Genomic DNA, 23,370 nt, shown 5'->3' with positions numbered 1-23,370 from the left:
AAGGTCACCCACGCCCCGTCAGACCGCGGCGTCCGCGCGCAGCTGGTCGGCTCGGGCATGCCCCAGATACCGTACGATCGCGCCCCGCATCAGGTAGATCAGCGGGATCAGGGCGATGGCGGCAACCATCTTGTACAGGTAGTTGACCGTGCTCACCGCCATGAACAGCGACATCGACCACTTCTGCGGGCCCAACACAAACGCGATGTACAACACCACGAAGCTGTCGACGAGCTGCGACACCGCGGTCGATCCGGTTGCGCGCAGCCACACGTGGCGCTCGCCCGTGGTGCGCCGTATGCGATGGAACACGCTGACGTCGATCAACTGGCCAATGATGAAGGCCACCAACGAGCCGGCAATGGTCCACAACCCCTGGCCGAACACCGCGGCGAACGCCGCCTGGTAATCCGGCACGCCCTGTGCCTGTGCCGCTCCGACCCACCAGCCGGCGGGAGCCAGCCAGATCGCCGCAAACGCGAAGGCGAAGCCATAGACAATCAGCCCAGCGGCCAACCACGAGATCATGCGCACGCCGCGGCGACCGTAGAACTCGTTGACCACGTCCGTCATCAGGAACACCACGGGCCACAGCAGCGTACCGGCGGTGAAGCTCAATGAGCCGGTCTGTCCGAACAGGTTCCATTCAAACGGCGGGAGGCCCAGGGTGTCTTCCAGCGCGAAGATCTTGACCCCGATGAACTCGGCCAGCGCGGCGTTGACGCAGAAGAACGCCGCCAAGCCGACAAACAACCGGGTCGCACGGTCCCCCAACACGTGCGCGGACATCAGCTGGGGTCGACCGCGGCCTGCGGCACCGAGAACGGAATGGTCTCCGGCGACACCGCGCCACCGGAGATGATGAAGCTCATCGCCTGGTCAACGGTCCAGTCGGTGGGCGTGATCTTCTCCACCGGCACGATTTCCAGGTAGCCGGATGTGGGATTGGGCGTTGTGGGCACGTACACAGCCGCCAGTTCGCGCCCGGTGCCTTGCTCGCGCAGCACGCGGGTGACGAAGCCGATCGACTTCATCTCGGTGTGGGGGAAGTCGATCAGCACCACGCGCTGCGTACCGTCGGGCTTGGTCTGCAGGATGTCGAGCAACTGACGCGCGCTGCCATAGATGATGTTGGCGAAAGGCACGCGCTGGATCAGGGACTCGAACCATCGCAACAGGCGCTGGCCGAATACGCGGCGCGCCATCAACCCCGACAGCAGGATCACGGCGAGTGTCGCCAGCAATGCGATCCCGTACTGCACCCAAGGCTCCACCAGCCAACTCAATCCGATCGGCTGGCTGCGGGCCAGGTCCTCCAGCACAGGGGTGGTGAAGGGGTGGCTGATGTCGGACAGCAGTACGAATACGAACTTGACCACGACCCAGGTGAGCCAGATCGGAAGCAGGGTCAGGAGTCCGGTGATGAACAGACGTTGCAGGGTGGGTTTGCGCATGGACGCCATTGTATAGGCGCCCGGGAGCGCTACAGCTCGCGCAGCAGCCGGAATCCGATGTCGTCGTAGCCGCGGTCGGCAGGCAACACACGGCGACCCTGCCCGCTGCGCCATGAAGCGCCCAGCGCGGCACGGCGCGAGCAGCTCGGGCCGCAATCCCTGGACCACAACGACACCGGCCGGTCACCGGTGTCGGCGTCGAGCGCGAGCGCTTCGGCGGAGGTAGGCAGCCGATAGCGGTGGCCCGTCTGCTGGCTGCGCCAGCGGGCAAAGGCCTCGGCATCGGCCTGCGATATGCAGACCACCGGGTCGGTGTCGGATTGGCTGAAACCAGGTTCGCGCCAGGAGCGCGGCTTGATCACGCGCAGCACGGAGATCTTCTCGCGGCAGAGTGCGGCCGCGCGCCTGGTGGCACGCGCGAATTGCTCGTAATCACCCACGGTCACAGGGTGGCGGGCAAGGGCGATTCCGGTGCTGCCAACCACGCTGCCAGCAGGGTCGCCGGGTACCGGCTGCCCGGTTGCCGGCAGGGCGGCGGCGCGGGTCACCAGGCGGCTGATGGTGGTTGCCGGCAGCCCCACGTCGCGGGCGAGGTCCGCGGTGGCGCTTGCGCCCGCTCGGTCGAAGCGCGTTTCCTTGGCGCGCATGCGGGTGTCAATGGCCTTGGCGGCCTGCGCCATCACCTCGCGCTGGGCGTCCGACGTGGCGGTGCCGGTCTGCTCGCCGAGTTGCCTTGCGCCGGCCATGTATTCGCGCACCTTGGCGTCCTCGCCTCGCTGCACCGCCGTAGCGGCCGCATCACCCAATGCGGTGGTGACTGCATCCAGGACTTCGCGCACCTGCTGGCTGGACGGATCGACGCGCCAAGCGGCCAGGACACTGGCTCGGGCGTTGTCGCCTACCGGCTTGAGCAGCTTGCGTTCGGCCAGTTGCCGGCGCGCATCTTCGAGCGCGGTCTGCAGGGGCGCCTCGGGCAGTGGGCGCAACATGGGGGCCACGGCATCGGCCTGGGACGTCGTGTGGACTTCCTGCACCGTCCCCGCCGTGAGGAAGTCCGGTCGCCCGACATGCCCCCCCACGAGCGCGTACGCTGCGCCGATGACGGCCACGGTGGCCACCCCGGCCCACAGCCCGCGCCTTCCGCTCATAGAGCGGCCCAATCGAGTGGCGCGATCACCCAGTGAAATGAGCAGCGGCCAGCCTCGATGCCGCTCGATGCGGTCCAGGGCTTTGGACATTTCCGCTACGTTGGCGAAGCGGTCCGCCGGCAGCTTCGCCAGCGCGCGGTTCATGAAGCGCTGCCAGTGCCGTAGTGGCGTCGGCAGTTTCGGGATCGGATCCTGCGCATGCATCACCGCCATGGACAGGGCGTCGGCAGCGCGGTAGGGCAACAGGCCGGTGAGCATTTCCCAGATCAACACGCCCAGGCTGTAGAGATCGGCACGGCCGTCCACTTCCTCGCCGCGCGCCTGCTCGGGGGCCATGTACGCGGTGCTGCCAACGGCAAGACCCGCCGAGGTGACGCGCGCGCCAAAGCCGCGCCGCAGCGCGATGCCAAAGTCCGCGAGCAGCGGCCGGTCGGCCTCATCGAACAGCACGTTTTCCGCCTTGACGTCGCGATGCACCACACCGTGCGAGTGGGCGTAGTCCAACGCCGACAGCAGTATGCGCAGGATCGCGATCACCCGAGCCTCATCGCCCTTGAAGTTGCGGCGGCCCAAGTGGCCGCGCGCCAGATGCGGCATGGTGTAGTACGGCAGCCCGGTCGACGTGCGTCCGACGTCGTAGATGCGCACCACATGCGGATGCTCCAGCCGCGCGATCGTCCGCACTTCGTTTTCGAAGCGTCGCCGGCTGGTTTCATCGGCCAGTGCGTGCGGTGCCATCACCTTGATGGCCACTTCGCGGCCCAGCGCGATCTGTTCGCCCAGGTACACCGACGACATGCCGCCACGGTTGATCAGGCGGATCAGCTTGAAGCCGCGAATTTCCGGCAGCGGCGCTTGCGCGTCGTGAGTTTCAAGCGTTGTGGATGTCATCGCGGCCCCCTGTGGCCGCCCGAGCATACCGCAGACGTGCCAAGGCGTGCCTTGACGAGGGGGTCATGCGGCCGCGGGCGGCGATTCGTCGGGGCGATGTTCAGGTTTGCGGCGCACGTAGAGCTGCTTGCGGATCCGCGCCACCACTTCGCCCTGCGCGTCAAGCACGTCGGTGGAGAACCAGTGCAGGTACTTCTCACCATTGGCCGTGACCAGCCGGATATGATCCAGCACCGCAGGCGTCAGGTCGAAATCGGCACGTACCACTCCGCGACCGGGCTTGATGAATTCGATGGCGCCTTCCTTGTCCCATACGTAGTACTCGCTGCCCAGCGCATTGAGTGCGAGCAGCATCCAGAAGGGATCCGTCATCGCGAACAGGCTGCCACCGAAGTGGGAGCCGACGTAATTGCGGTTCCAGGGCCGCATGCGCAGTTCCACCCGTGCATGGCGGAAGTCCGCCGACAGCTCGGTGACGTGGATGCCGGCAAACAGGAAGGGCGGCCACCAGTTCAGGCCATGGCGGAGCAGTCGGGCGTTCATGTGCGGACAAGGTGGGGCAGGCGGGACAGCCTGCCATACGCATCCGTACAGTCAAGTCCGGGCGTGGTAGCGACCCGCCTCCGCCGACGTTCAGAACAGCAACGAGGCCATCTTGCGCCGATATCGGCTCACAAGTTCCTCATCCTCGACCACGCGGAACGCGTCGATGAGCGCCTTGCGCGGCAGGCCGTCCTCAAAGCTGCGGTCACGGCGCAGGAGCTCCAGGAAAGCCTCAAGGGCCTGCTCCGATTCCCCGGCCACCAGGTGCTGCGCGCCAAGCAGGTGCCACGCACGCAGGTCGTTGGGGTTGCTGGCCAACGCAGTACTCAGCACCGGGATCGGCGGGGCGTCCTTGAGCACGGCGGCGAAGCCGAGCCTTGCGCGGGCGCGTACCGCGCGGTCGTCGGTCGCGAGGTTGGCGGGCAACGCGTCCAGCAGTTGCTCCGCCTCGTGTGCAGCGCCGGTCTTGAGCAGGGCCAGCGCGAGGTCCAGCTTGAGCTCGTCGCGCTCAGGCGCTTCGGACAGCTCGTGGCGCAGGCGCACCACCTCGGCGTGCGGGTCCACCGGCGCGGGCGTCGGTTCCTCGGCGCTTTCGACGCTGGCCTCCGTCGGCTCGACGCCGTGGTGCTTGAGGAACTCACGCAGCTGGCCCTCCGGCAGTGCGCCGGGGAAACCGTCCACCACCTGCCCGTCCTTCACCAGGAACACGGTCGGGATGGAGCGGACCTGGAACGCGGCCGCCAGTTGCTGCTCCTTGTCCACGTCCACCTTGGCCAGCACGAAGGCGCCGTTGTAGTCGGCGGCGAGCTTCTCCAGGATCGGACCCAACTGCTTGCAGGGCCCGCACCATTCGGCCCAGAAATCGATCAGCACCGGCGTCTGCAGCGACTTCTGCAGGACCTCGGTCTCGAAGGTCTCGGCAGTGGCGTCGAACACGTGGGGGGCGGGGAGGTTGGCAGTCATTGCGTGGCTCTCGGCGGGTTCTGCGGCACAGATGGGGGCGGGAGGGGCGCCGCGCAACCGGCAGTCGGCTCCCGACAAGCCGGCACGCTAGCATGCGCGGATGAAACCATTGTTGTCCCATCACGTTGCCGCCCTGTGCGCGTTCGCAGCGGGCCTGCTCTGCCTGGCAAGCCTGGTGGCCTTTGCGCTGCCGTTGCCCGGCTATGTGCACGCCCTGATGCCGGTGGGGCTGCTGGGCGCCCATGGGGTGCCGCGCGCCCAGGCATTCAACCTGCTGGCGTTCATCGCGCCCGGCGCGCTGATGGCGTGGAGTGCGCTGGGGCTGCGCTCTGGGCTCGCGGGCGGCGTGGCCGGGAACGCTCAGGTGGGGCAGTCGCCAGCGGCAAGCTGGGCGGCGCGCATAGGCGCGAGTCTGTGGCTGATCTCGGCCCTCGCATTTGCGGGACAGGGCCTTTGGCCGCTGGATCCACTTGACCTTGATGGCGCCACCAGCCAACGTCACGCCAGCATGTGGACGCTCTGGTGGATCGCCTTTGTCCCTGGGGCGCTGCTTCTTGCCTCAGGCCTGTGGCGTCCGCGACGTGCCACGGCCGCCTTGGCGTTGGGCGGCGGAATGCTGCTGCTGTCCTTCGCGGCGCTGCCGCCGTGGTTGCTGGCGGGACCGATTGCGCAGCGTGTTGCCCTGTCCGCGTGGTTCCTCGCTTACGCGCTGGTGGCGCGGTCGCTGCGCTGAGCAGGCCGCGCCACAGGGATGGTCAACCTCAGGGTTGCCGGTAAACCTTGCCGTCCTTCATCACGAAGTCGACCTTGAGCACCGCGCCGATGTCCTGCAGCGGGTTGCCAGGCACGGCGACAATGTCGGCCCGCTTGCCTTCCTCGATCACCCCCTGGTCGTCCACGCCCAGCACTTCGGCTGCGCGGATGGTGGCCGCCTGCAGCGCCACGGCTGCGGGGATGCCCGCTTCGACCATGTAGAGGAATTCGCGGGCGTTGTCGCCGTGCGGACCCACGCCCATGTCGGTGCCAAAGGCGATTTTCACCCCCGACTTGTACGCCTTCCCGGCGGTCTGCTGGATCAGTGCGCCGATGCGGGCCGCCTTGGGTCGCACCACTTCGGGGAAGTAGCCGTCCATCTTGGCCTTTTCCGCCACGAATCGCCCGGCGTAGATGGTCGGGATGTACCACGTGCCCTTCTGCTTCATCAGCGACATGACCTCGTCGGTCATGTAGGTGCCGTGCTCGATGCTCGTCACCCCGCCGAGCACGGCGCGCTTCATCCCTTCGGTGCCGTGTGCATGCGCGGCCACGCGATAGCCATAATCCTTCGCCGTGTCGACGATGGCCTTCACTTCGTCCACGGTGAACTGCGGGGCATCGCCCGACTTGGCGTACGACAGCACGCCGCCCGTGGCCGTGATCTTGATGACGTCGCTGCCGTCCTTGTACCGCTGGCGCACGGCCTGACGCGCGTCGTCGTTGGAGTTGATGACGCCTTCGGTCGGGCCGGGCGGGCCAATCAGGTGTGCGAGCACGCTGTTGACGCCGTTGGTCGGGTCGGCATGGCCGCCGGTGGTGGCGATGGATTTGCCAGCCGCCCAGATGCGCGGGCCCTCGACCAGGCCCTGGTTGATGGCGTCGCGCAGGTGCGGCGTCACTTCGCCGCCCAGGTCGCGCACGCTGGTGAAGCCGGCCATCAGCGTCTTCTTCGCGTAGTCCACCGAGCGGAAGGCGAAGTCGACATCGTCCAGGCGGAAACCCTCCGAGTAGCTCTGCGGGCTGGACTGGCTGGCCATATGCACGTGCAGGTCGGTCCAACCGGGCGTGCAGGTGTGGCCGGTGAGGTTGATGGCCTGCGCATCCGGCACCGCGGTGCCGCCGGGCAACACCTCAGCCACCTTGCCGTCGCGCACGACGACGGTGCGTGCGCCCACCAGCTTGCCATTGCGCGCGTCGAACAGGTCGCCGCACTGAATGGCGGTGGTGGCGGCCGGGGCGGGCAGCGCGGTCATCATCAATACGAGAGCGGGCAGGCAGTAGCGCATGGCAAAGGTTCCCCCGGGAGTTATTCGCCGACTGTAGCCTGGGTCTGGCACCACGCCTCTAGGCCATTGGTTGGGGATGGCCGTGCCGCGATCCCGGCGGCCCCCATCCCGGCCGGCGCGATGGTCTCTCATGGTGCGCTGCGGTACCCTGTCCGGTCCCCATACCGTCCAGCACGCCGCCGTGTCCACCGAAGCCGCCCAGACCGATTCCACTGCCACCGACCCGCGGGCCTACGAGCCGCAGACCGTCGAGGGCGCCGCGCAGCGCTACTGGAACGGGGTGAAGGCCTTCGAGGTGGACGAGGCCTCGGACAAGCCCAAGTACTACTGCCTGTCGATGCTGCCGTACCCGTCGGGTGCGCTGCACATGGGCCACGTGCGCAACTACACCATCGGCGACGTCATCAGCCGCTACAAGCGCATGACCGGCCACAACGTGCTGCAGCCCATGGGCTGGGACGCATTCGGCCTGCCGGCGGAAAACGCCGCGATCAAGAACAACACGGCGCCGGCCAAATGGACCTACGCCAACATCGCGCACATGAAGGCGCAGCTGCAGCAGATGGGTTACGCCATCGACTGGTCGCGTGAGTTCGCGACCTGCATGCCCGACTACTACGTGCACGAACAGCGCATGTTCGTGCGCCTGATGAAGCAGGGCCTGGCCTACCGCAAGAACTCGGTGGTGAACTGGGACCCTGTGGACCAGACGGTGCTGGCCAACGAGCAGGTGATCGACGGCCGCGGCTGGCGCACCGGCGCGCTGGTCGAGAAGCGCGAGATTCCGCAGTGGTTCCTCAAGATCACGGATTACGCGCAGGAACTGCTCGACGGCCTGGACAACCTCCCGGGCTGGCCGGACGCGGTCAAGACCATGCAGCGCAACTGGATCGGGCGCAGCGAAGGGCTTGAGATCCGCTTCGACGTGGTCGACGGCGCCGGCAATGCGGTTGAGCCTCTCACCGTATTCACCACGCGCCCCGACACGCTGATGGGCGTGACCTTCGTCTCCATCGCCGCGGAGCACCCGCTGGCGTTGCACGCGGCGCAGACCGATGCCGATCTGGCCGCGTTCATCGCCGAGCTGCGCCAGGGCGGCGTGTCGGAGGCCGAGCTGGAAACCCAGGTCAAGCGTGGCCGCGACACCGGCCTGCGCGCCATCCACCCGATCACCGGCGAGCAGGTACCGGTGTTCGTCGCCAACTTCGTGCTGATGAACTACGGCACCGGCGCGGTCATGGCGGTGCCGGGCCATGACGAGCGCGACTGGGAGTTCGCCCAGGGCTACCACCTGCCGATCAGGATGGTGATCGTCTCCACCGCGGTGCGCGATGCGCTGGCCGAGCTTGGGCAGCATGCGGGACGCCACGTGGACGCGATGTCGAATGCGCTGGCCGGCGCATCCAGCGACGTGTACGACAACAATGCCGCCGTGCAGGTCATCGAGGAATTCCAGCGCGCCATCGCTGAGCAGGGGGCGTACACCGAACGCGGCTGGCTGGTGAACTCCGGCGAGCTGGACGGCATGGATTTCCAGCAGGCGCTGGATGCACTGGCCGCCCGTTTCGAGGCCGAAGGCCGCGGCCAGCGCCGCGTGAACTACCGCCTGCGTGACTGGGGCGTCAGCCGCCAGCGCTACTGGGGTTGCCCGATCCCGGTGATCCTGTGCCACACCTGCGGTGACGTGCCCGTGCCAGAAGACCAGCTGCCGGTGGTGCTGCCGGAAGACGTGGCCTTCAGCGGCGTCACCTCGCCGATCAAGGCCGACCCGGAATGGCGCAAGACCACCTGCCCGCAGTGCGGCGGCGCGGCCGAGCGCGAGACCGACACCTTCGACACGTTCATGGAGTCGAGCTGGTACTACGCCCGCTACACCTCGCCAGGCGCCGCGCAGCAGGTGGACGAGCGTGCCAAGTACTGGACCCCGGTGGACCAGTACATCGGCGGCATCGAGCACGCGATCCTGCACCTGCTGTACTTCCGCTTCTACCACAAGCTCATGCGCGACCAGGGCCTGGTCAGCAGTGACGAACCGGCGGTGAACCTGCTCACCCAGGGCATGGTGATTGCCGAGACGTTCTACCGCGAGCAGCCCAATGGTGCGAAGGACTGGTTCAACCCGGCCGACGTGGACGTGGTGCGTGACGAGCGCGGCCGCATCACCGGCGCCACGCTGCGCGCCGACGGCCAACCGGTGGTCATCGGTGGCACGGAGAAAATGTCGAAGTCGAAGAACAACGGCGTCGACCCGCAGCTGATGGTGGGCAAGTTTGGTGCCGACACAGTGCGCCTGTTCTCGATGTTCGCCGCGCCGCCGGAACAGTCGCTGGAGTGGAACGAGGCCGGCGTGGAAGGCATGGCGCGCTTCCTGCGCCGCTTCTGGCGCGAGGTGCTGACCCACGTATCCCAGCCTGACCATCCGGACGTGACCACGCTGGTGCAGGCAGGTGACGCGCTGACCCCGGCGCAGAAGACCCTGCGCCGCCAGCTGCACGAGACCATCCAGAAGGTGGGCGACGACTACGGCCGTCGCCACAGCTTCAATACGGCCATCGCCGCGCTGATGGAGCTCCTCAACCACGTCGGCAAGTTCGACGACATGAGCGACGCCGGTCGTGCCGTGCGCCACGAGGCGCTGGAGGCGATGGTGCTGCTCCTCAACCCGGTCACCCCACACGTGTGCCACGCACTGTGGCAGGCGCTGGGCCATCCCGAGACGGTGCTGGAAGATGTCCCGTTCCCGGCCGCCGACCCGGCGGCGATGGTGCGCGATGCGGTCACGCTGGCGGTGCAGGTCAATGGCAAGTTGCGGGGCACGATCGAGGTGCCCGTCAACGTGGACAAGGCCGAGGCCGAGCGCCTGGCGTTGGCCGAACCGAACGTGGCCCAATACCTCCATGGCCTGACCGTGCGCAAGGTGATCGTGGTGCCGGGCAAGATCGTCAACATCGTGGCCGGTTGAGCCCGGTTCAGCCGCGGGCGGTCGTCAGCCTTGATGCGAAGGGCCGCCTCGTCCAGACTTCCCCAATGATCCGACGCCCGTTGCGTGCACTCGCGCCCGTTGTCCTCGTGCTGGCCCTTTCGGCCTGCGGTTTCCAGTTGCGCAACGCCCTGACCCTGCCACCGGACCTCGGTCCGGTGAAGGTGGTGTCAGTGGACCGCTACAGCCCGCTGGCCGAATCGCTGGCCGCGTCGCTGACGCGCGCTGGGGCAGTGCCGGCGACCGACGAGGCCGCGCCCTCGGCGGTGCTCGACCTCCTGTCCGAGCGCTGGGGTGACCTGCCTATCGCGATCGATGCCTTCGGCCGCTCGCAGGAATACAGCCTGCGCTATGCAGTGATCTTCGAACTGCGTCGCGCCGACGGCACCGTGCTGGTGCCGCAACAGGTGATCGAGCTGTCGCGCGATTACATCTCCGCGCCGACCAACGCCATCGGCACCGAAGGCGAGCGTGAGGTGCTGGTGCGCGAGCTGCGTCGGGAGATGGCGGCGGCGGTGCTGCGCCGGATCGATGCGGTGGCGCGGCGTCAGGAGGGTGCGGACGCGGCCACCTCCACGCCGGTGGAATCCGAAGCCGCAAAGGCCGCGATGGACGCTGTCGGCGACGTGCCCCCGATCGAAGATCTCCCGCCGCCGGCCCCCGCGGAAGACAAGCCCTGAGATGGAGCTGAAGCCCGAGCAGCTGGCGTCCCAGCTCGAGTCCGGGCCGCTCAAACCTGCCTACCTGATCGCCGGTCCCGAAACGCTGCGCGTATTGGAGGCCGCCGATGCCGTGCGCGTGGCCGCTCGCGCCCAAGGCTTCACCGAACGCGAGGTCTTCGAGCAGGAAGGCAACCGCGAGCCCGACTGGGATGGCATGGCCTCGAGCTTCAATGCCCCCAGCCTGTTCGCCTCGCGCCGGTTGATCGAGCTGCGCCTGCCGACGACCAAGCCCGGCAAGGAAGGCGGCAAGCTGATCGAGGAATTCTGCGCTGCGCCTCCCCCGGACGTGACCTTGCTGGTTACTGGCGGCGAGTGGAGCAAGCAGCACGGCGGGAAGTGGAGCGAAGCGATCGGACGTATTGGCCAGATTGCCATCGCGTGGCAGGTGAAGCCGCATGAGTTGCCGGACTGGATCGAGCGCCGCCTGCGCGCCCGCGGGGTCCGTGCCGAGCGCGATGCCGTGCAGGCGCTGGTGGAGCGCATCGACGGCAACCTGCTCGCGGCCGCGCAAGAGGTCGACAAACTGGCGCTGCTTGCCGATGGCTCGCCCCTGGATGCCGCGCGGATGCAGGATCTGGTGGCGGACGCGGCGCGCTTCGACGTGTTCCGGGTGCTGGATGCGGCGCTCAACGGGCAGCCCGCGCAGGTTTCGCGCATGCTGGCGGGTCTGCGCGCCGAGGGCGAGGCCGTGCCCGCCGTGCTGGGCATGGTGGTCAGGGAATTGCAGATGCTGGCCAAGCTGGCTCGCGCGCAGTCGCGCGGCGGCAACGCCCTGATGGGTGAGTTCAAGGCATTGCGGGTCTGGGATTCCAAACAGCCGGTCTACAAACGCGCGTTGCAGCGGCATGCCGAAGGCCATTGGGATCGCTTCCTGGTGGCGGTGGGCCGTGTCGACCGCATGGCCAAGGGGCGCGAGGCTGGCGATGCGTGGGTGGCGCTGGAACGCGTGCTGCTGGCCGTGGCCGAACCGCGCGCGGCGCGCCTGCTGCTGGCCGGGTAACGGCCAATGGACGACCTGCTGGTCCTTTACGGCGGCACCTTCGACCCTATCCACAATGGCCACCTGGCGATCGCCAGACTCGTGCGCGATACCGTGCAGGCCGACGTGCACCTGATGCCATCTGCGGACCCGCCGCACCGCACGCGACCCGGGGCGACCGCGGCGCAGCGAGCGAGGATGCTGGAGCTTGCGGTCGCAGGAGAGCGCGGCCTGCACGTGGATCGCCGCGAACTGAGGCGCGACAGCCGTTCCTACACGTTTGAAACGCTGACAGCCCTGCGCGACGGTGAGGGAGTTCGCGGTCCAATCGCCCTGGTGATCGGCGCCGACAGTTTCCTCGGGCTGCCGACCTGGCATGAATGGCAGGCCCTGTTCAGCCTTTGCCACTTCATCGTCGCCGAACGTCCGGGGCACGATCTGGACCTGCCGTGGCCCGCGCCGCTGGTGCCCGTCGTCGCCGGCCGCCTGACCACCGACCCCCAGACGCTACGCCAAACGCCTGCTGGCGGGGTGCTGCGCCTGCGCCATCCGCTGCGGCCGGAGTCGGCCACCGCAATCCGCGAGGCCATCGCCCGCGGCGATGACACCTGGCAGGGCTGGGTGGTGCCGGCGGTGGCCAGCTACATCCGACGTCATGCCCTGTACCGGGGGTGACGACGGCGTGGACCGGGTTGGCGCCCCGGCTCCGTTATAATTTGTCAAACGCGGGCAACCGCGTGCCCCCTCCAAAAACCGAGAGTCCCCCGCCCTTGTCCAGCCAAGCCCAAGTCATCAAGACCCGCCTGCCGAGCCCGCCACCCGCCGTGGACGTCCTGCTCCAGACGGTTCGCGATGCCGTCGAGAACCTCAAAGCCAAGGACGTGGTCGAGATCGACGTGCGCGGCAAGAGCACCGTCACCGACCATCTGGTGATCGCCTCCGGCACCTCCACCCGCCACGTGAAGTCCATCGCCGACGAAGTAGTGAAGTTCGCCAAGAAGCTCGATGTCATGCCGCTCGGCGTTGAAGGCGAGCGCGAGGCCGAATGGGTGCTCGTGGATCTGGGCGACGTTGTCGTCCACGTGATGCTGCCGCGAGTTCGTGAGTTCTACGCCCTGGAACGGCTGTGGACGGTTGGCGACGAGCCGCCGGAGGCCGATGAGGCCACGGGCGATGCCGGCCCGGGCAATCGTCGCTGACGACCGGCCTCCTGCCACTGCTTGGGACCCGCATCGGCGGCGCCTTGGGCGCCGCCGATCGTCTTTTGGGGTAAGGGCGGCGGTCAGTCCAGCTTTCGCCGGGTTCGCGCTCACCATCGATGGGGCATTGGCGGCTTACAGCGGCCCGCGCAACCATGGGCCGGTGATCGCCACCGTGATCCCCGGGCTTTGCAGGTTCACGAACAGCGTGCGGCCATCCGGGGTCCAGCAGGCGCCGCAGAATTCGCTGTCGCGATAATCGCCTTCTCCCACCGACTTGCCCGCGTTGGCGATCTGGGTGGAGGTCAGCGCTACGTTGTTCTTGGCCAGGTAGAACGATGCGCCATCGCGGGTCAGGCCCAGCAAGCGCGCGCCAGGGCCGTAGCTGTCCGGGCTGTTGCCGCCGTCCTCGCACAGGACGATGCCACCGCGCGGACTCACGGTGATGTTGTCCGGGTTGTTGGCCGCCAGCTGATGGCCGCTGACGAACAAGGCCCGCAGGCGCTGGGTCGCCAGATCAAGCACCCACACCGCGCCTTCACCGCGACCCTTGCGGCCCCGGCTGTCCACGCCGGTCGCGGTGTCGACGATGAAAAGCTTGCCGTTGGCATGCCAGATGCCTTCGCCGCGCGCCATGCGCAGCGCGCCTTCGCTCCACGCCTGCGCAAAGGGGCCGCTGAGCGTTTCACCCGGGGAAACGTCGGGAAACCCGGCCGGCGCCACGATGCTGTCCAGATCGGGGTCGGGGATGTCCACCCATTGGAGTTCGTACTCGGCGCCGATGATCGCGGTGGTCAGGTCGGCATTCGGGCGTCCACGCACGCGGGCGGCCTGCAGGCGGCCACCGTTCTCCAGCGAACCGTTGCGGCCCGCGCGGTCGTGGGGGATGTAACGGTATAGCGCCGATTTGTTCCGATCGTCCTCGGTCAGGTAGACGACGCCAGTGCGCGGGTCGATGGCCACGGCTTCGTGGCTGAAGCGGCCCATGCCGATAAGGGGCCGGCCACTGGTGCGCTCGCCCACGGCGTCGACCTCGAACACGTAGCCGTGGCGGCGGCCGGTGCTGGACGTGGCGTTGGTCTTGATTTCCTCGCAGCTCAGCCAGGTGCCCCACGGGGTAGGCCCGCCTGCGCAGTTGACCAACGTGCCGCCAAGGCTGGCCTCCAGGCGCAGCCAGTCGCCATCGCGCCAGACCAGGTTGGTGGTGCCGCCGCCGGCGCGCTGCCCGTTGCCGATGTCCCCGGTGTCATACATGCCCGGCGCACGGATCGGCGTGCTGACACCGCCGCGTTCGTGGTTGCGCACCAGCACCAGTTCCGGCCCGCGGCCATTGCCGCGACCACGCCCCACGCCCAGGGCGAGGCCGGGGCCACGCATCACCGCCATGCCGTCGTGGCGGTCGGGGCAGCGCTCGCCGTCGTCCATCAGATCACCGCTCCAGCCAAACGAGCGGTAGCAGAAACCCGGCGGCAACTGCAGCAATTCCAAGCCGGTGCTGAGGTCGGCCACCGGGGCCAGCGCGCCGTAAGGCGATGCGACCGGCAGGTTGGACATCGGCGAAGTGGCCGCGAGCGCTTGGCGCGAGTACAGGCCGGACAGGCTGCCAATGGCACCCACCGCCATTGCGGCAGCGCTGCCCTTGAGAACCTGGCGGCGGGAAGGATTGATCGATTCCATGGACTGCTCCAGTGTCGGGGGACGTGGAGCCGACGCTAGGGCGCTCGGTTAACCGTTGTATGACCGTGGCGCGACACAGCGACGAACCGTGACCGCGATCGGTAACATTCACGCATGAAAGCGAAGCTGATCGCCGTGGGTGAACGCGCGCCGCGCTGGGTGGCCGAGGGCTTCGGCGAGTACCAGAAGCGCTTGTCCCACTGGTTGCCGCTGGAGCTGGTGGAAGTGGAGCCCGGCCTGCGCGGCAAGGGGCGCGATCCCGTGCGCGCGATGCAGGATGAAGGCACGCGTGTGGTCGCGGCGCTGCCCAAGGGCGCCTTCGTGGTCGCCTTGGATGGGCGCGGCCGCACGTGGTCGTCGGAGGATCTGGCGCAGCGGCTGGAATTCTGGCGCGCGCAGGGCCGTGACCTGGCCTTCCTGATCGGTGGGCCTGAAGGCCATGCGCCGGATGTGCTGGCCCGCGCCGATGAGAAGTGGTCGTTGGGGCCGTTGACCCTCCCGCACATGCTGGTGCGGCTGGTTGCCGCCGAGCAGCTGTACCGCGCCGCCGCACTGCTGGCCAACCATCCCTACCACCGCGCCTGACGCGTTTCCGGGGGCGGTCACTGCCGCCTGCGACACTGTGTCGCATCCCCATTCAGCAAGTGGCGTGATGAAGTTTGCCCAGGATTTCCAAGGGCAACCCGCATGCGCTTCCACCCCCTTTCCCTGGCCCTGGTTGGCCTGTTGTGCACTGGCCCCGCATGGGCCGAATCGACGCCTTGGGCGCAAGGCGCCACTGGCGACGAGGCCGAGCCCCCTCCGACGTCGCTCCCGCTGGCGGATGAGAACGAGGCTGGGTCAGTGGTTGCGCCCCAGAGCACCCCAGCAGCGCCGGTTGCCCCGGCCGCCGTAACCCTGCCCACCGTTGTCGTCACTTCGCTTGCCCCGACCTCGCCGCTGACCGTGGCCACCGACCCGCGCCTGCCGCGGCAGCCGGTGCCGGCGAGTGACGGTGCGGACTACCTGAAGACCATTCCGGGCTTCGCCTCGCTGCGCAACGGCGGCACCAACGGTGATCCGGTGCTGCGCGGCATGTTCGGCTCGCGCCTCAACCTGGTGGCCAACGAGGGCGCGATGCACGGCGCCTGTCCTTCGCGCATGGACAACCCGATGTCCTACGTTGCGCCGGAAACCTATGACCGGCTGACGGTGGTGAAGGGGCCGCAGACGGTGCTGTGGGGGCCGGGCGCCTCCGCGGGCACGGTGAGGTTCGAGCGCGATCCCGAATACTTCGAGGCCCCTGGCGTTCGCCTCCACGCCAGTGCTCTGGCGGGCAGCCACGCGCGCAACGACCAGGTGCTCGACGTTGCCGCCGGTACACCGATGGGCTACGGCCGGCTGTCTGCCAACCGCTCGGAATCGGGCGATTACGTCGATGGCGACGGCCGCCGCGTGCACTCCGGCTGGAACAAATGGAACGCCGACGCCGCCGTGGGCTGGACACCCGATGCGGATACCGCGCTGGAACTGAATGCCGGCATTGGTGATGGCGAAGCAGCCTATGCGGGGCGCAGCATGGACGGCAGCCGCTTCCGCCGCGACAGCTTCGGTCTGCGCTTCGTGCGAGCCGGCTTCGATGGAGCGCTGGAGCGCGTGCAGGCCAACGTCTACGACAACCGCGTGGACCACGTGATGGACAACTACACCCTGCGCGATCCCGATCCGATGGGATCGATGCCGATGCCCATGGCCTCCAACGTGGGGCGCGAGGCGCAGGGCGCGCGGGTTGCGCTGGCTTGGGCTTGGTCCAGCGTTGAGCTGGAGGCCGGCGTCGACCACCAGCGCAACCAGCATCGTCGTCGCAATGCGCCGGGCGTGGAGATGTACCTCACCCGCCCATGGCTGGAGGATACGCGCTTCCGGAGCACTGGCGTGTTCGCCGAGGCCACGGTGTCGTTGGATGACCGACGCAGCGTGGTGACCGGCGCGCGCATCGACCGCGCCGACGCGAAGGACCAGCGCCTCACCACCGGCGGCATGCGCCCGCAGCCCAATCCGAGCGCAGGCGTGACCCGCGAGGAGACCCTGCAGGCGGGTTTCGCCCGCTACGAGCACGAGTGGGAGCGGGTGCCGATGGCGTGGTACGTCGGCCTCGGCCGGACCGAGCGCATGCCCGACTACTGGGAGCTGTTCTCGCCGACGCAGGGTCCGCTGAGCACGCCGAACGCCTTCGCAGGCGTCGACGTGGAAACTACCACCCAGTTGGACCTGGGCCTGCACTACAAGCGCCAGCGCTTCGAGGCGTGGGCGTCGGCGTACGTGGGCCGCATCAACGATTACATCCTGTTCCGCTACGGCACCGGGACGATGGCGGGCATGAGCCGCGCGCTCAACGTGGATGCCGACATCCGCGGCGGCGAGGCCGGCATCGGTCTGCGGCCCGCCAAGGGCTGGAAGCTGGACGGTTCGTTGGCCTATGCCTGGGGCGAGCAGCGCGACAGCGGTCGTGCGTTGCCGCAGACGCCGCCGCTGGAGGCGCGCCTGTCGCTGGCCTACGAAGGCACCGCCTGGTCGGCAGGGGCCTTGCTGCGTGGTGTGACTGCGCAGACCCGCACCAGCCGGGGCGAGGGCAACGTGGTGGGCCGGGACCTTGGGGCCAGCAGTGGCTTCGGGGTGTTCTCGGTGAACGGTGCCTACCGAATCGGCCGCAACCTGCGCCTGGGTGCTGGCGTGGACAACCTGTTCGATCGTGCCTACGCCGAGCACCTCAACCTGGCCGGCAACAGCGCTTTCGGCTACCCGGCGGAGCCGATGCGGATCAGCGAGCCCGGGCGCACGGTGTGGATGAAGCTCAGCGTGGAGTACTGATGCGCGCGCGCACGCCTAGTCCTCGCGAGGCGTGCGCTCCGGACCGGGGCGCTTGGCCAGCTTGCGCTGCAGCGAACGACGGTGCATCCCGAGCAGGCGCGCGGTGGCCGACACGTTGCCGCCGGTGTCATTGAGCGCCTGCTGGATGTGCTCCCACTCAAGCCGGTGCAACGGGGTCATCGTTTCCGGCGTCGGATTGTCCTCGGATGGCGATTGCGCTGGCGCCAGCTCGAGCGCACGCAGGATCGACTCCAGCGTGGCGGGCTTGGGCAGGTAATCGTCGGCCCCTCGCTTGATGGCTTCCACGGCGGTGGCCACGCTGGCGTAGCCGGTCAAAAGCAGGATGCGCATGTCCGGGCGCAGCGCGCGCAAGGGCGCGATCAGGGTCATCCCGGATTCGTGTGCAAGTTTCAGGTCCAACACCGCGAAGTCTGGTGGGGTGGCGCGCGCCAGTGCGAGTGCCGACTCGGCGTCCAGCGCGGTATCCGCCTCGATCCCCCGGCGCGCGAGAGAGCGTTGCAGCGTGCGCAGGTAGAGCGCGTCGTCGTCGACCAGCAAGCCCTTCATGCAGCGCCTCCATTGTCGGCGTTAACCGGCACGCGGAAGCGCACGCAACTGCCCTGGGCGCCGGTGGATTCCACCCACAAATCACCGCCGAGCCGTTCGATGGTGGCATGCGACAAGGCCAGCCCCACCCCCATGCCGTGGGTCTTGCCGCTGCGGAACAACTCGGGCAGGAACGGGCGCGTGGGGTCGAAGCCCGCGCCATGGTCGCGGACGCTTCCCTGCACCTGGTCGCCTTCGACCCCTAGCGAGAGGTCGACGCGTGCGTTGCCCACGGCAAGGCCCGCATCGGCGGCATTGTTGAGCAGCGCCAGCAGCAAGTGCCCAACGCCCGGGTCGACGAGCAGCCCGACGGGCACGGCGTCAGCACGGTGCAGCGTGACCTCGGGACGCACCAGTTGCCAGCGGGCGATGGCCTGTTCCAGATCGAGGAGATCATCGTGCGCATGGTCGGCGGGACGGGCCAGCTCACGCACGCGCTCGCGGCAGACGTCCACCAGTTGGCGGATCGTGGCCACGTCCTCGCGGGTATCGGCGGGCAAGGGGCTGTCGAGCAGGTCGTCAGCGAGCAGCGTCAATGTGCCCAGCGGCGTGTTGAGCTCATGCGCCACCGACGCTGCATGCGTGGCCAGGGCGACGATGCCTTCATTGCGCACGAAGCGTTCGCGCAGGTCGGCGAGTTCGCGCTCGCGCTGGCGCAGCAGGCTTACCAGGCGCGTGGAGAAATACAGCACCACGCCGACCATCACCAGGAAGTTCACCGCCATGCCCCACAGGTGCAGGTTGAAGCCTGCGGTGGCGCCTCCGTGCATGTGCGGCAGGTCACGGCCGAACGTGGCGACCGCGGCGTAGGCCAGCACCCCTGCAAGCGCGGTGGCGACCACCCAGCGCCGGGACAGCGCGAGCGTCGACAATGCCAGCGGCAATACCAGCAGGGAGGCGAAGGGATTGGCCAAGCCGCCGCTCCACGCCACCAGCCATGCCAACGCTGCGATGTCGACGAGCAAGTGCGCGAACGCCTCCAGACTGGAGGCCGAACGGGCCTGGCGCGTGCGCAGGGTCGCGAGCAGGTTGAAACCGGCGAGGGCGGCAATGCCGCCGTACAGGGGCATGGTGGCCAGCGGCACCCCCAGCGGTCCGGTCACCGCGGCTACGGTGAGGGCCTGGCCAGCAACCGCGATCCATCGCAGCAGGCACAACGTGCGCAGGAAGGGCAGCGTGGATTCACTCATGGGCGCCATGCTACCGGTGCGTTGCCCGGGTCGGCATGCGTTGCGTCAATTGGTGGCGACGACACGCGGTGAGGTGGCGCGGAGCGCGGAACGCGGCGGGCGGCCGGAGCCGCCCGCCCAGCACGACTCAACGATCCAGTCGGAACTCCACCGGCACGCGGCCAATCGCCTGCACCGGCACTCCCGCCTGCACCGCGGGTTTGAACATCCAGCGGGCCAACACCTGCCGACGCGCCGCATGGTCCAGCACCCGATGGCCGCTGCTGCTCACCACCTCGGCCTGAAGCGGGCGGCCGTCCACGCCGACCAGCACTTCCAGCACCACGGTCCCGGTCAGGCCATCGCGCAGGGCTTCGCGTGGATAGCCCGGCGCGGGCGCATTGGCGTACTGCAGCACCGCGCCGGTCAGCACCTCGCCGTGGCCGACGTCTCCGGTGCCGTCGCCCTCACCGAGTGTGTTGGACGTGGCGTCCTCCACCGCGGGTGGGGCCTGGGTATCGCCTTCCAGGGGAGTGGCCTGAGCGGGGGGCGTAGCGACGGGATTTGGGCGCGCGGGGGTCGTGTCACGCACTGCGGCTTGCACCGGTCGGACCGGCAGGGTGACTGGCACAGGCGGAACCGGCTCCGGCTGCTCCCGGGGGACCCAAACGATGTCAGGCAACCGGATCATTTGCGGGCGCAGTTCGGGCATCGCCACGGGCGCAAGCATCAACAGCAGGATGACGGCATTGGCGGCAATCGCCCCGGCGCCGGCGGTGATGCGCGTGCCATCGAGCCGATGGTGCGGCGCCGCTGGGGCGTGGGCGGCAACAGCGTGGGAAGCATTCGCGTACACCATGGTCCACCTCCTGGTTGGTCTGCACAGAACACAACGCCTGGACGCCGCGGGCGGGGTTACGCCATGCAAGGCGCCCTGCAATCGACGCTGCTCGCGCAGACCTGAACGGGTCATGGCTGGCGGAAGAGCGGCAGCCCGGGGGTGACGGACGGCATTCGCGGGGCGCCAGAACGCAACAGGCCCGCACGAAGCGGGCCTGTCGTTGCGCGGGACGTGGTGAGCTCAGCGACCGAGTTCGAACACCACGTCCAGGTTGACCGAGAGGGTCGTCTCGCCCGGTTCGACCTGCGTGTCGGCTGCCTTCTCGGCGCGCGCCATTGCCATCATCGGGATCGGGCCAGGCCGGCCCATGCCGCCGCCCTCGCTTATGCTGACGATGCGGCGCACGCGCATCCCCAGCGTCTTGGCATACATCTCCGCGCGCTGCTGCGCCGTCTTGATCGCGTTGCGGCGCGCTTCGTCATAGGCCGACTCCTTGTCGTCCACGTCGAAGTTGGGGCCGTAGACCTGGTTGGCGCCGGTGGCGACCAGTGCATCCAGCAACTTGCCGAGCTTGCCGATGTCGCGGGCGGTGATGGTCACGGTGTTGGTGGCCTGGTAGCCGGTGATGACCGGCGGCTTGTCGGGCGCGTAGTGGTACTGCGGGCCGAGGTTGATGCCGCTGGTCTGGATGTCACGCTCGGCCACGCCGGCGGCCTTGATCGCGGCGATGACCTTGGCCATCTGCTCGGCGTTGGCGCGCATGGCGCTGTTGGCGTCGGCGGCCTGGGTCACCACGCCGGTCGACACCGTGGCGATGTCCGGCACGCGCTTGGCCTCGGCCTGCGCGGATACCGAGAGCAGGGTGCCGTCGGTGGTCATCATGGGCGGCGCGTTCTGCGCGGAGGCGGTCATGGTTGCGGTGGCTCCCAAGGCAAGGGCCGCGGCCAGCGCCAAGGGGCGCAGGGTCGACCGGAAGGGGGTTCGGATCATGTTCAACTCCATTTGTGGATGTGGGGAGGGTCTTGCGCAAGCGGTGAACGGCCCGTGAGCCGGTCCGGGGTTGTCGACCGGGAGTGACGTTAAGCCAAGGTTGCCATTGCAGAGTGCGACCCGGCACCGGTATTGGAACGCGCGTCGCCCATCGGTTCAGTTGGCGCAGGGCTGCGGATGCAGTCGGCAGGCTATCCTTGCGGCATGCTTTATCTTGCCTCCCAATCCCCCCGTCGCCGCGAATTGCTGGGCCGTCTCGGCCTGGACTTCGGCGTACTCGACCTGGACATCCCCGAGCATCGCCAGCCGGGCGAGCCGGCCGAAGACTACGTCCGCCGCGTGGCCCGCGAGAAAGCGGGGGCCGGCCTGCTCAAGGTCGTGGCCACCCCGGGCGCCGTCGTGCTGGGGGCCGACACCGAGGTCGTGCTGGATGACGAGGTCTTCGGCAAGCCGCGCGACGCGGACGATGCCGCGGCCATGCTGCGCCGCCTGTCCGGCCGCACCCACCAGGTCATCTCGGTGGTGTCACTCGTCAGCGCGGGGCGCGAGGCGCAGTCCGTGTCGGTGTCGGAGGTGACCTTCGCGCCCCTGACCGAGGCGCAGATCGCCGCCTATGTCGCCACTGGCGAGCCGTTCGGCAAAGCCGGCGCCTATGCCATCCAGGGCGGCGGCGAGGCCTTCATCAGCCATCTGTCCGGCAGCTATTCCGGGGTGATGGGGCTGCCCCTGCACGAGACCGCGCGGCTGTTGCGCGAATTTGGCATCGACTGCCCGCGGGTGCCGGTGGCACCCCCGGCCGTGGCCCTCGGCTGAGGCGCGGGCATGTCCGAAGAGATCCTGGTCAACGTCACCCCCCGCGAGACCCGCGTCGCCGTCGTCGAGAACGGCATGTTGCAGGAACTGCACATCGAGCGCGGCTGGTCCCGCGGAGTGGTGGGCAACATCTACAAGGGCAAGGTGCAGCGGGTGATGCCCGGCATGCAGGCCGCCTTCGTCGACATCGGGCTGGAGCGCGCCGCGTTCCTGCACGCGGGGGACATCGTCAAGCCGGCGCAGATTGCCGCCGAGACCGGCGATGAGGCCCCGCTGCCGCCCACCCCGAACCGCCCGATCACCGAGCTGCTGCGCGAAGGGCAGGAGATCGTGGTGCAGGTGGTCAAGGACCCCATCGGCACCAAGGGCGCGCGGCTGACCACCCAGCTCAGCATTCCCTCGCGCTACCTGGTGCTGCTGCCGCGCACGCGCGTGGTGGGCGTGTCCGCGCGCATCGAGGACGAGGCGGAGCGCATGCGGCTGAAGTCGCATGTCACCGCCATGGCGCCGGCGGATGCGATGCACGGTTACATCGTGCGCACCAATGCCGAAGGCCAGCCCGAGGAGGCCATCGCCGAGGACATCGCGTACCTCAATCGCGCGTGGGCGCTGATCGAAGAGAAGTCGACGTCATCGCGCGTGGGCGAGCGCGTGTACGAGGACCTCAGCCTGCCGCTGCGCGCAGTGCGCGACCTGATGCGCCGCGATGTCGAGAAGGTGAAGGTGGACTCGCGCGAGACCTGCGAGCGCCTGCGCAGCTTCGCCGCCGCGTACATGCCCGGGCTGGCGGAAAAGATCGAGCATTACACCGGCGAGCGGCCGATCTTCGACCTTTACGGCGTCGAGGACGAGATCCAGCGCGCGCTGGACAAGCAGGTTCCGCTCAAGTCCGGCGGTTACCTGGTGATCGACCAGACCGAGGCGATGACCACGGTGGACATCAACACCGGCTCGTTCCTCGGTCAGCGCAACCTCGAGGAGACGGTGTACCGCACCAACCTCGAGGCGGCGCAGTCGGTGGCGCGCCAGCTGCGACTGCGCAACCTCGGCGGCATCATCATCATCGACTTCATCGACATGACCGATGCCGAGCACAAGCGCCAGGTGCTGCGGCAACTGGAAAAGGCGCTGGCCCGCGACCACGCCAAGACCACGGTCTACGACTTCTCGCCGCTGGGGCTGGTGGAGATGACGCGCAAGCGCACCACCGAAAGCCTGGAGCGCCAGCTCAGCGAGCCGTGCCACGAGTGCGGCGGCCGCGGCACGCTGAAGACGCCGGAGACGGTGACTTACGAGATCTTCCGCGACATCGTGCGCCAGGTGCGGCAGTTCGATGCCCAGCGGTTGCTGGTCATTGCCTCGCCGAAGGTCGTGGCGCGCATCACCGACGAGGAATCGGCGGCGGTGGCCGAGCTGGAGGAGTTTCTCGGCAAGTCGATCCGCTTCCAGGCCGACGAGCAGTACGCGCAGGAGCAGTTCGATGTCGTGCTGCTCTGAAGCCTC

General features: G+C 68.4%; 20 protein-coding genes and 2 pseudogenes. 11 read left to right on the top strand and 11 right to left on the bottom strand.

Annotated elements, in window-relative coordinates; all coding sequences use genetic code 11:
- Window positions 1-18: 18 nt before the first annotated feature.
- From AC3ARF_RS10600 to trxA, 5 genes are all read right to left on the bottom strand, one after another.
- A complete protein-coding gene (locus tag AC3ARF_RS10600) occupies window positions 19-789 on the bottom strand; it encodes a queuosine precursor transporter (RefSeq protein ID WP_498927747.1) in 771 nt (256 codons plus the stop codon).
- Window positions 789-1,454, bottom strand: coding sequence for a DUF502 domain-containing protein (locus AC3ARF_RS10595; RefSeq protein WP_498927745.1), 666 nt, complete (start codon window positions 1,452-1,454; stop codon window positions 789-791). Before AC3ARF_RS10595 ends, AC3ARF_RS10600 begins: the two co-directional genes overlap by 1 nt.
- A 29-nt stretch (window positions 1,455-1,483) precedes the next feature.
- On the bottom strand, window positions 1,484-3,493 hold the full coding sequence (locus AC3ARF_RS10590) for a bifunctional serine/threonine-protein kinase/formylglycine-generating enzyme family protein (RefSeq protein ID WP_498927743.1): 2,010 nt from the start codon (window positions 3,491-3,493) through the stop codon (window positions 1,484-1,486).
- Between the two features lie 63 nt (window positions 3,494-3,556).
- Window positions 3,557-4,036, bottom strand: a complete 480-nt coding sequence (locus tag AC3ARF_RS10585) for a DUF4442 domain-containing protein (RefSeq protein WP_498927741.1) — start codon at window positions 4,034-4,036, stop codon at window positions 3,557-3,559.
- 90 nt (window positions 4,037-4,126) lie between these two features.
- Window positions 4,127-4,999 (bottom strand): thioredoxin, encoded by an 873-nt coding sequence (gene trxA / locus AC3ARF_RS10580; RefSeq protein ID WP_498927739.1) that lies wholly within the window; start codon window positions 4,997-4,999, stop codon window positions 4,127-4,129.
- Between the two features lie 100 nt (window positions 5,000-5,099).
- On the opposite strand from trxA, the gene AC3ARF_RS10575 reads away from it, so the two are divergent.
- Window positions 5,100-5,732, top strand: coding sequence for a DUF998 domain-containing protein (locus AC3ARF_RS10575; protein ID WP_498927737.1), 633 nt, complete (start codon window positions 5,100-5,102; stop codon window positions 5,730-5,732).
- A gap of 28 nt (window positions 5,733-5,760) precedes the next feature.
- On the opposite strand, the gene AC3ARF_RS10570 is transcribed toward AC3ARF_RS10575, so the two are convergent.
- Window positions 5,761-7,041 (bottom strand): metal-dependent hydrolase family protein, encoded by a 1,281-nt coding sequence (locus tag AC3ARF_RS10570; RefSeq protein WP_498927735.1) that lies wholly within the window; start codon window positions 7,039-7,041, stop codon window positions 5,761-5,763.
- A 181-nt stretch (window positions 7,042-7,222) separates the two neighbouring features.
- Here AC3ARF_RS10570 and leuS point away from each other — a divergent pair.
- The 6 genes and pseudogenes from leuS to rsfS all read left to right on the top strand — a co-directional run.
- Window positions 7,223-9,428, top strand: a pseudogene (leuS, locus tag AC3ARF_RS10565) (leucine--tRNA ligase); the annotation flags it as partial.
- Between the two features lie 65 nt (window positions 9,429-9,493).
- Window positions 9,494-10,003: pseudogene (locus AC3ARF_RS10560) on the top strand (class I tRNA ligase family protein); the annotation flags it as partial.
- 65 nt (window positions 10,004-10,068) lie between these two features.
- Window positions 10,069-10,701, top strand: coding sequence for an LPS-assembly lipoprotein LptE (locus tag AC3ARF_RS10555; RefSeq protein WP_498927733.1), 633 nt, complete (start codon window positions 10,069-10,071; stop codon window positions 10,699-10,701).
- Window position 10,702: 1 nt separating this feature from the next.
- A complete protein-coding gene (gene holA / locus AC3ARF_RS10550) occupies window positions 10,703-11,743 on the top strand; it encodes a DNA polymerase III subunit delta (RefSeq protein ID WP_498927731.1) in 1,041 nt (346 codons plus the stop codon).
- A 6-nt stretch (window positions 11,744-11,749) separates the two neighbouring features.
- Window positions 11,750-12,397 carry a nicotinate-nucleotide adenylyltransferase gene (gene nadD / locus AC3ARF_RS10545; RefSeq protein ID WP_498927729.1) on the top strand — a complete coding sequence of 216 codons (648 nt, stop codon included), beginning with the start codon at window positions 11,750-11,752 and terminating at the stop codon, window positions 12,395-12,397.
- A 95-nt stretch (window positions 12,398-12,492) separates the two neighbouring features.
- Window positions 12,493-12,921, top strand: a complete 429-nt coding sequence (rsfS, locus tag AC3ARF_RS10540) for a ribosome silencing factor (protein WP_498927727.1) — start codon at window positions 12,493-12,495, stop codon at window positions 12,919-12,921.
- 135 nt (window positions 12,922-13,056) lie between these two features.
- On the opposite strand, the gene AC3ARF_RS10535 is transcribed toward rsfS, so the two are convergent.
- Window positions 13,057-14,598 carry an alkaline phosphatase PhoX gene (locus AC3ARF_RS10535; protein ID WP_498927725.1) on the bottom strand — a complete coding sequence of 514 codons (1,542 nt, stop codon included), beginning with the start codon at window positions 14,596-14,598 and terminating at the stop codon, window positions 13,057-13,059.
- Window positions 14,599-14,712: 114 nt separating this feature from the next.
- On the opposite strand from AC3ARF_RS10535, the gene rlmH reads away from it, so the two are divergent.
- Window positions 14,713-15,183: a 23S rRNA (pseudouridine(1915)-N(3))-methyltransferase RlmH gene (gene rlmH / locus AC3ARF_RS10530; RefSeq protein WP_498927723.1), complete on the top strand. Its 471-nt coding sequence runs from the start codon at window positions 14,713-14,715 to the stop codon at window positions 15,181-15,183.
- Between the two features lie 102 nt (window positions 15,184-15,285).
- Window positions 15,286-17,448, top strand: coding sequence for a TonB-dependent copper receptor (locus tag AC3ARF_RS10525; RefSeq protein ID WP_498927721.1), 2,163 nt, complete (start codon window positions 15,286-15,288; stop codon window positions 17,446-17,448).
- A gap of 15 nt (window positions 17,449-17,463) precedes the next feature.
- Here the strand turns inward: AC3ARF_RS10525 and AC3ARF_RS10520 are convergent, their stop codons facing one another.
- The 4 genes from AC3ARF_RS10520 to AC3ARF_RS10505 form a co-directional block, all read right to left on the bottom strand.
- Window positions 17,464-18,015: a response regulator transcription factor gene (locus tag AC3ARF_RS10520; protein ID WP_498927719.1), complete on the bottom strand. Its 552-nt coding sequence runs from the start codon at window positions 18,013-18,015 to the stop codon at window positions 17,464-17,466.
- Window positions 18,012-19,244 carry an ATP-binding protein gene (locus AC3ARF_RS10515; protein WP_498927716.1) on the bottom strand — a complete coding sequence of 411 codons (1,233 nt, stop codon included), beginning with the start codon at window positions 19,242-19,244 and terminating at the stop codon, window positions 18,012-18,014. The genes AC3ARF_RS10520 and AC3ARF_RS10515 overlap by 4 nt, the downstream gene beginning before the upstream one ends.
- 127 nt (window positions 19,245-19,371) lie before the next feature.
- Window positions 19,372-20,082 carry an energy transducer TonB gene (locus AC3ARF_RS10510; RefSeq protein WP_498927714.1) on the bottom strand — a complete coding sequence of 237 codons (711 nt, stop codon included), beginning with the start codon at window positions 20,080-20,082 and terminating at the stop codon, window positions 19,372-19,374.
- Between the two features lie 222 nt (window positions 20,083-20,304).
- Window positions 20,305-21,054 carry an SIMPL domain-containing protein gene (locus AC3ARF_RS10505; protein WP_498927712.1) on the bottom strand — a complete coding sequence of 250 codons (750 nt, stop codon included), beginning with the start codon at window positions 21,052-21,054 and terminating at the stop codon, window positions 20,305-20,307.
- Window positions 21,055-21,258: 204 nt separating this feature from the next.
- Between AC3ARF_RS10505 and AC3ARF_RS10500 the strand changes: the two genes are divergently transcribed.
- Window positions 21,259-21,867: a Maf family protein gene (locus AC3ARF_RS10500; RefSeq protein ID WP_498927710.1), complete on the top strand. Its 609-nt coding sequence runs from the start codon at window positions 21,259-21,261 to the stop codon at window positions 21,865-21,867.
- Window positions 21,868-21,876: 9 nt separating this feature from the next.
- The gene (rng, locus tag AC3ARF_RS10495) at window positions 21,877-23,364 is read left to right on the top strand and encodes a ribonuclease G (RefSeq protein ID WP_498927708.1); all 1,488 of its coding nucleotides are present in this window, start codon (window positions 21,877-21,879) and stop codon (window positions 23,362-23,364) included.
- Window positions 23,365-23,370: the final 6 nt, after the last annotated feature.

Source organism: Lysobacter sp. KACC 24251 (assembly GCF_057747755.1).
Note: the sequence above shows the minus strand (reverse complement) of the source record. Positions and strands in the feature narration are given on the sequence as shown.

Coding starts and splice junctions, on each gene's coding strand:
- AC3ARF_RS10555 (WP_498927733.1), top strand. CDS start 10,069: ATGATCCGACGCCCGTTGCGTGCACTCGCGCCCGTTGTCCTCGTGCTG.
- AC3ARF_RS10505 (WP_498927712.1), bottom strand. CDS start 21,054: ATGATCCGAACCCCCTTCCGGTCGACCCTGCGCCCCTTGGCGCTGGCC.
- AC3ARF_RS10535 (WP_498927725.1), bottom strand. CDS start 14,598: ATGGAATCGATCAATCCTTCCCGCCGCCAGGTTCTCAAGGGCAGCGCT.
- nadD (WP_498927729.1), top strand. CDS start 11,750: ATGGACGACCTGCTGGTCCTTTACGGCGGCACCTTCGACCCTATCCAC.
- AC3ARF_RS10520 (WP_498927719.1), bottom strand. CDS start 18,015: ATGAAGGGCTTGCTGGTCGACGACGACGCGCTCTACCTGCGCACGCTG.
- AC3ARF_RS10585 (WP_498927741.1), bottom strand. CDS start 4,036: ATGAACGCCCGACTGCTCCGCCATGGCCTGAACTGGTGGCCGCCCTTC.
- AC3ARF_RS10515 (WP_498927716.1), bottom strand. CDS start 19,244: ATGAGTGAATCCACGCTGCCCTTCCTGCGCACGTTGTGCCTGCTGCGA.
- AC3ARF_RS10590 (WP_498927743.1), bottom strand. CDS start 3,493: ATGACATCCACAACGCTTGAAACTCACGACGCGCAAGCGCCGCTGCCG.
- AC3ARF_RS10525 (WP_498927721.1), top strand. CDS start 15,286: ATGCGCTTCCACCCCCTTTCCCTGGCCCTGGTTGGCCTGTTGTGCACT.
- AC3ARF_RS10500 (WP_498927710.1), top strand. CDS start 21,259: ATGCTTTATCTTGCCTCCCAATCCCCCCGTCGCCGCGAATTGCTGGGC.
- trxA (WP_498927739.1), bottom strand. CDS start 4,999: ATGACTGCCAACCTCCCCGCCCCCCACGTGTTCGACGCCACTGCCGAG.
- AC3ARF_RS10600 (WP_498927747.1), bottom strand. CDS start 789: ATGTCCGCGCACGTGTTGGGGGACCGTGCGACCCGGTTGTTTGTCGGC.
- AC3ARF_RS10570 (WP_498927735.1), bottom strand. CDS start 7,041: ATGCGCTACTGCCTGCCCGCTCTCGTATTGATGATGACCGCGCTGCCC.
- AC3ARF_RS10510 (WP_498927714.1), bottom strand. CDS start 20,082: ATGGTGTACGCGAATGCTTCCCACGCTGTTGCCGCCCACGCCCCAGCG.
- rlmH (WP_498927723.1), top strand. CDS start 14,713: ATGAAAGCGAAGCTGATCGCCGTGGGTGAACGCGCGCCGCGCTGGGTG.
- AC3ARF_RS10575 (WP_498927737.1), top strand. CDS start 5,100: ATGAAACCATTGTTGTCCCATCACGTTGCCGCCCTGTGCGCGTTCGCA.
- rng (WP_498927708.1), top strand. CDS start 21,877: ATGTCCGAAGAGATCCTGGTCAACGTCACCCCCCGCGAGACCCGCGTC.
- AC3ARF_RS10595 (WP_498927745.1), bottom strand. CDS start 1,454: ATGCGCAAACCCACCCTGCAACGTCTGTTCATCACCGGACTCCTGACC.
- holA (WP_498927731.1), top strand. CDS start 10,703: ATGGAGCTGAAGCCCGAGCAGCTGGCGTCCCAGCTCGAGTCCGGGCCG.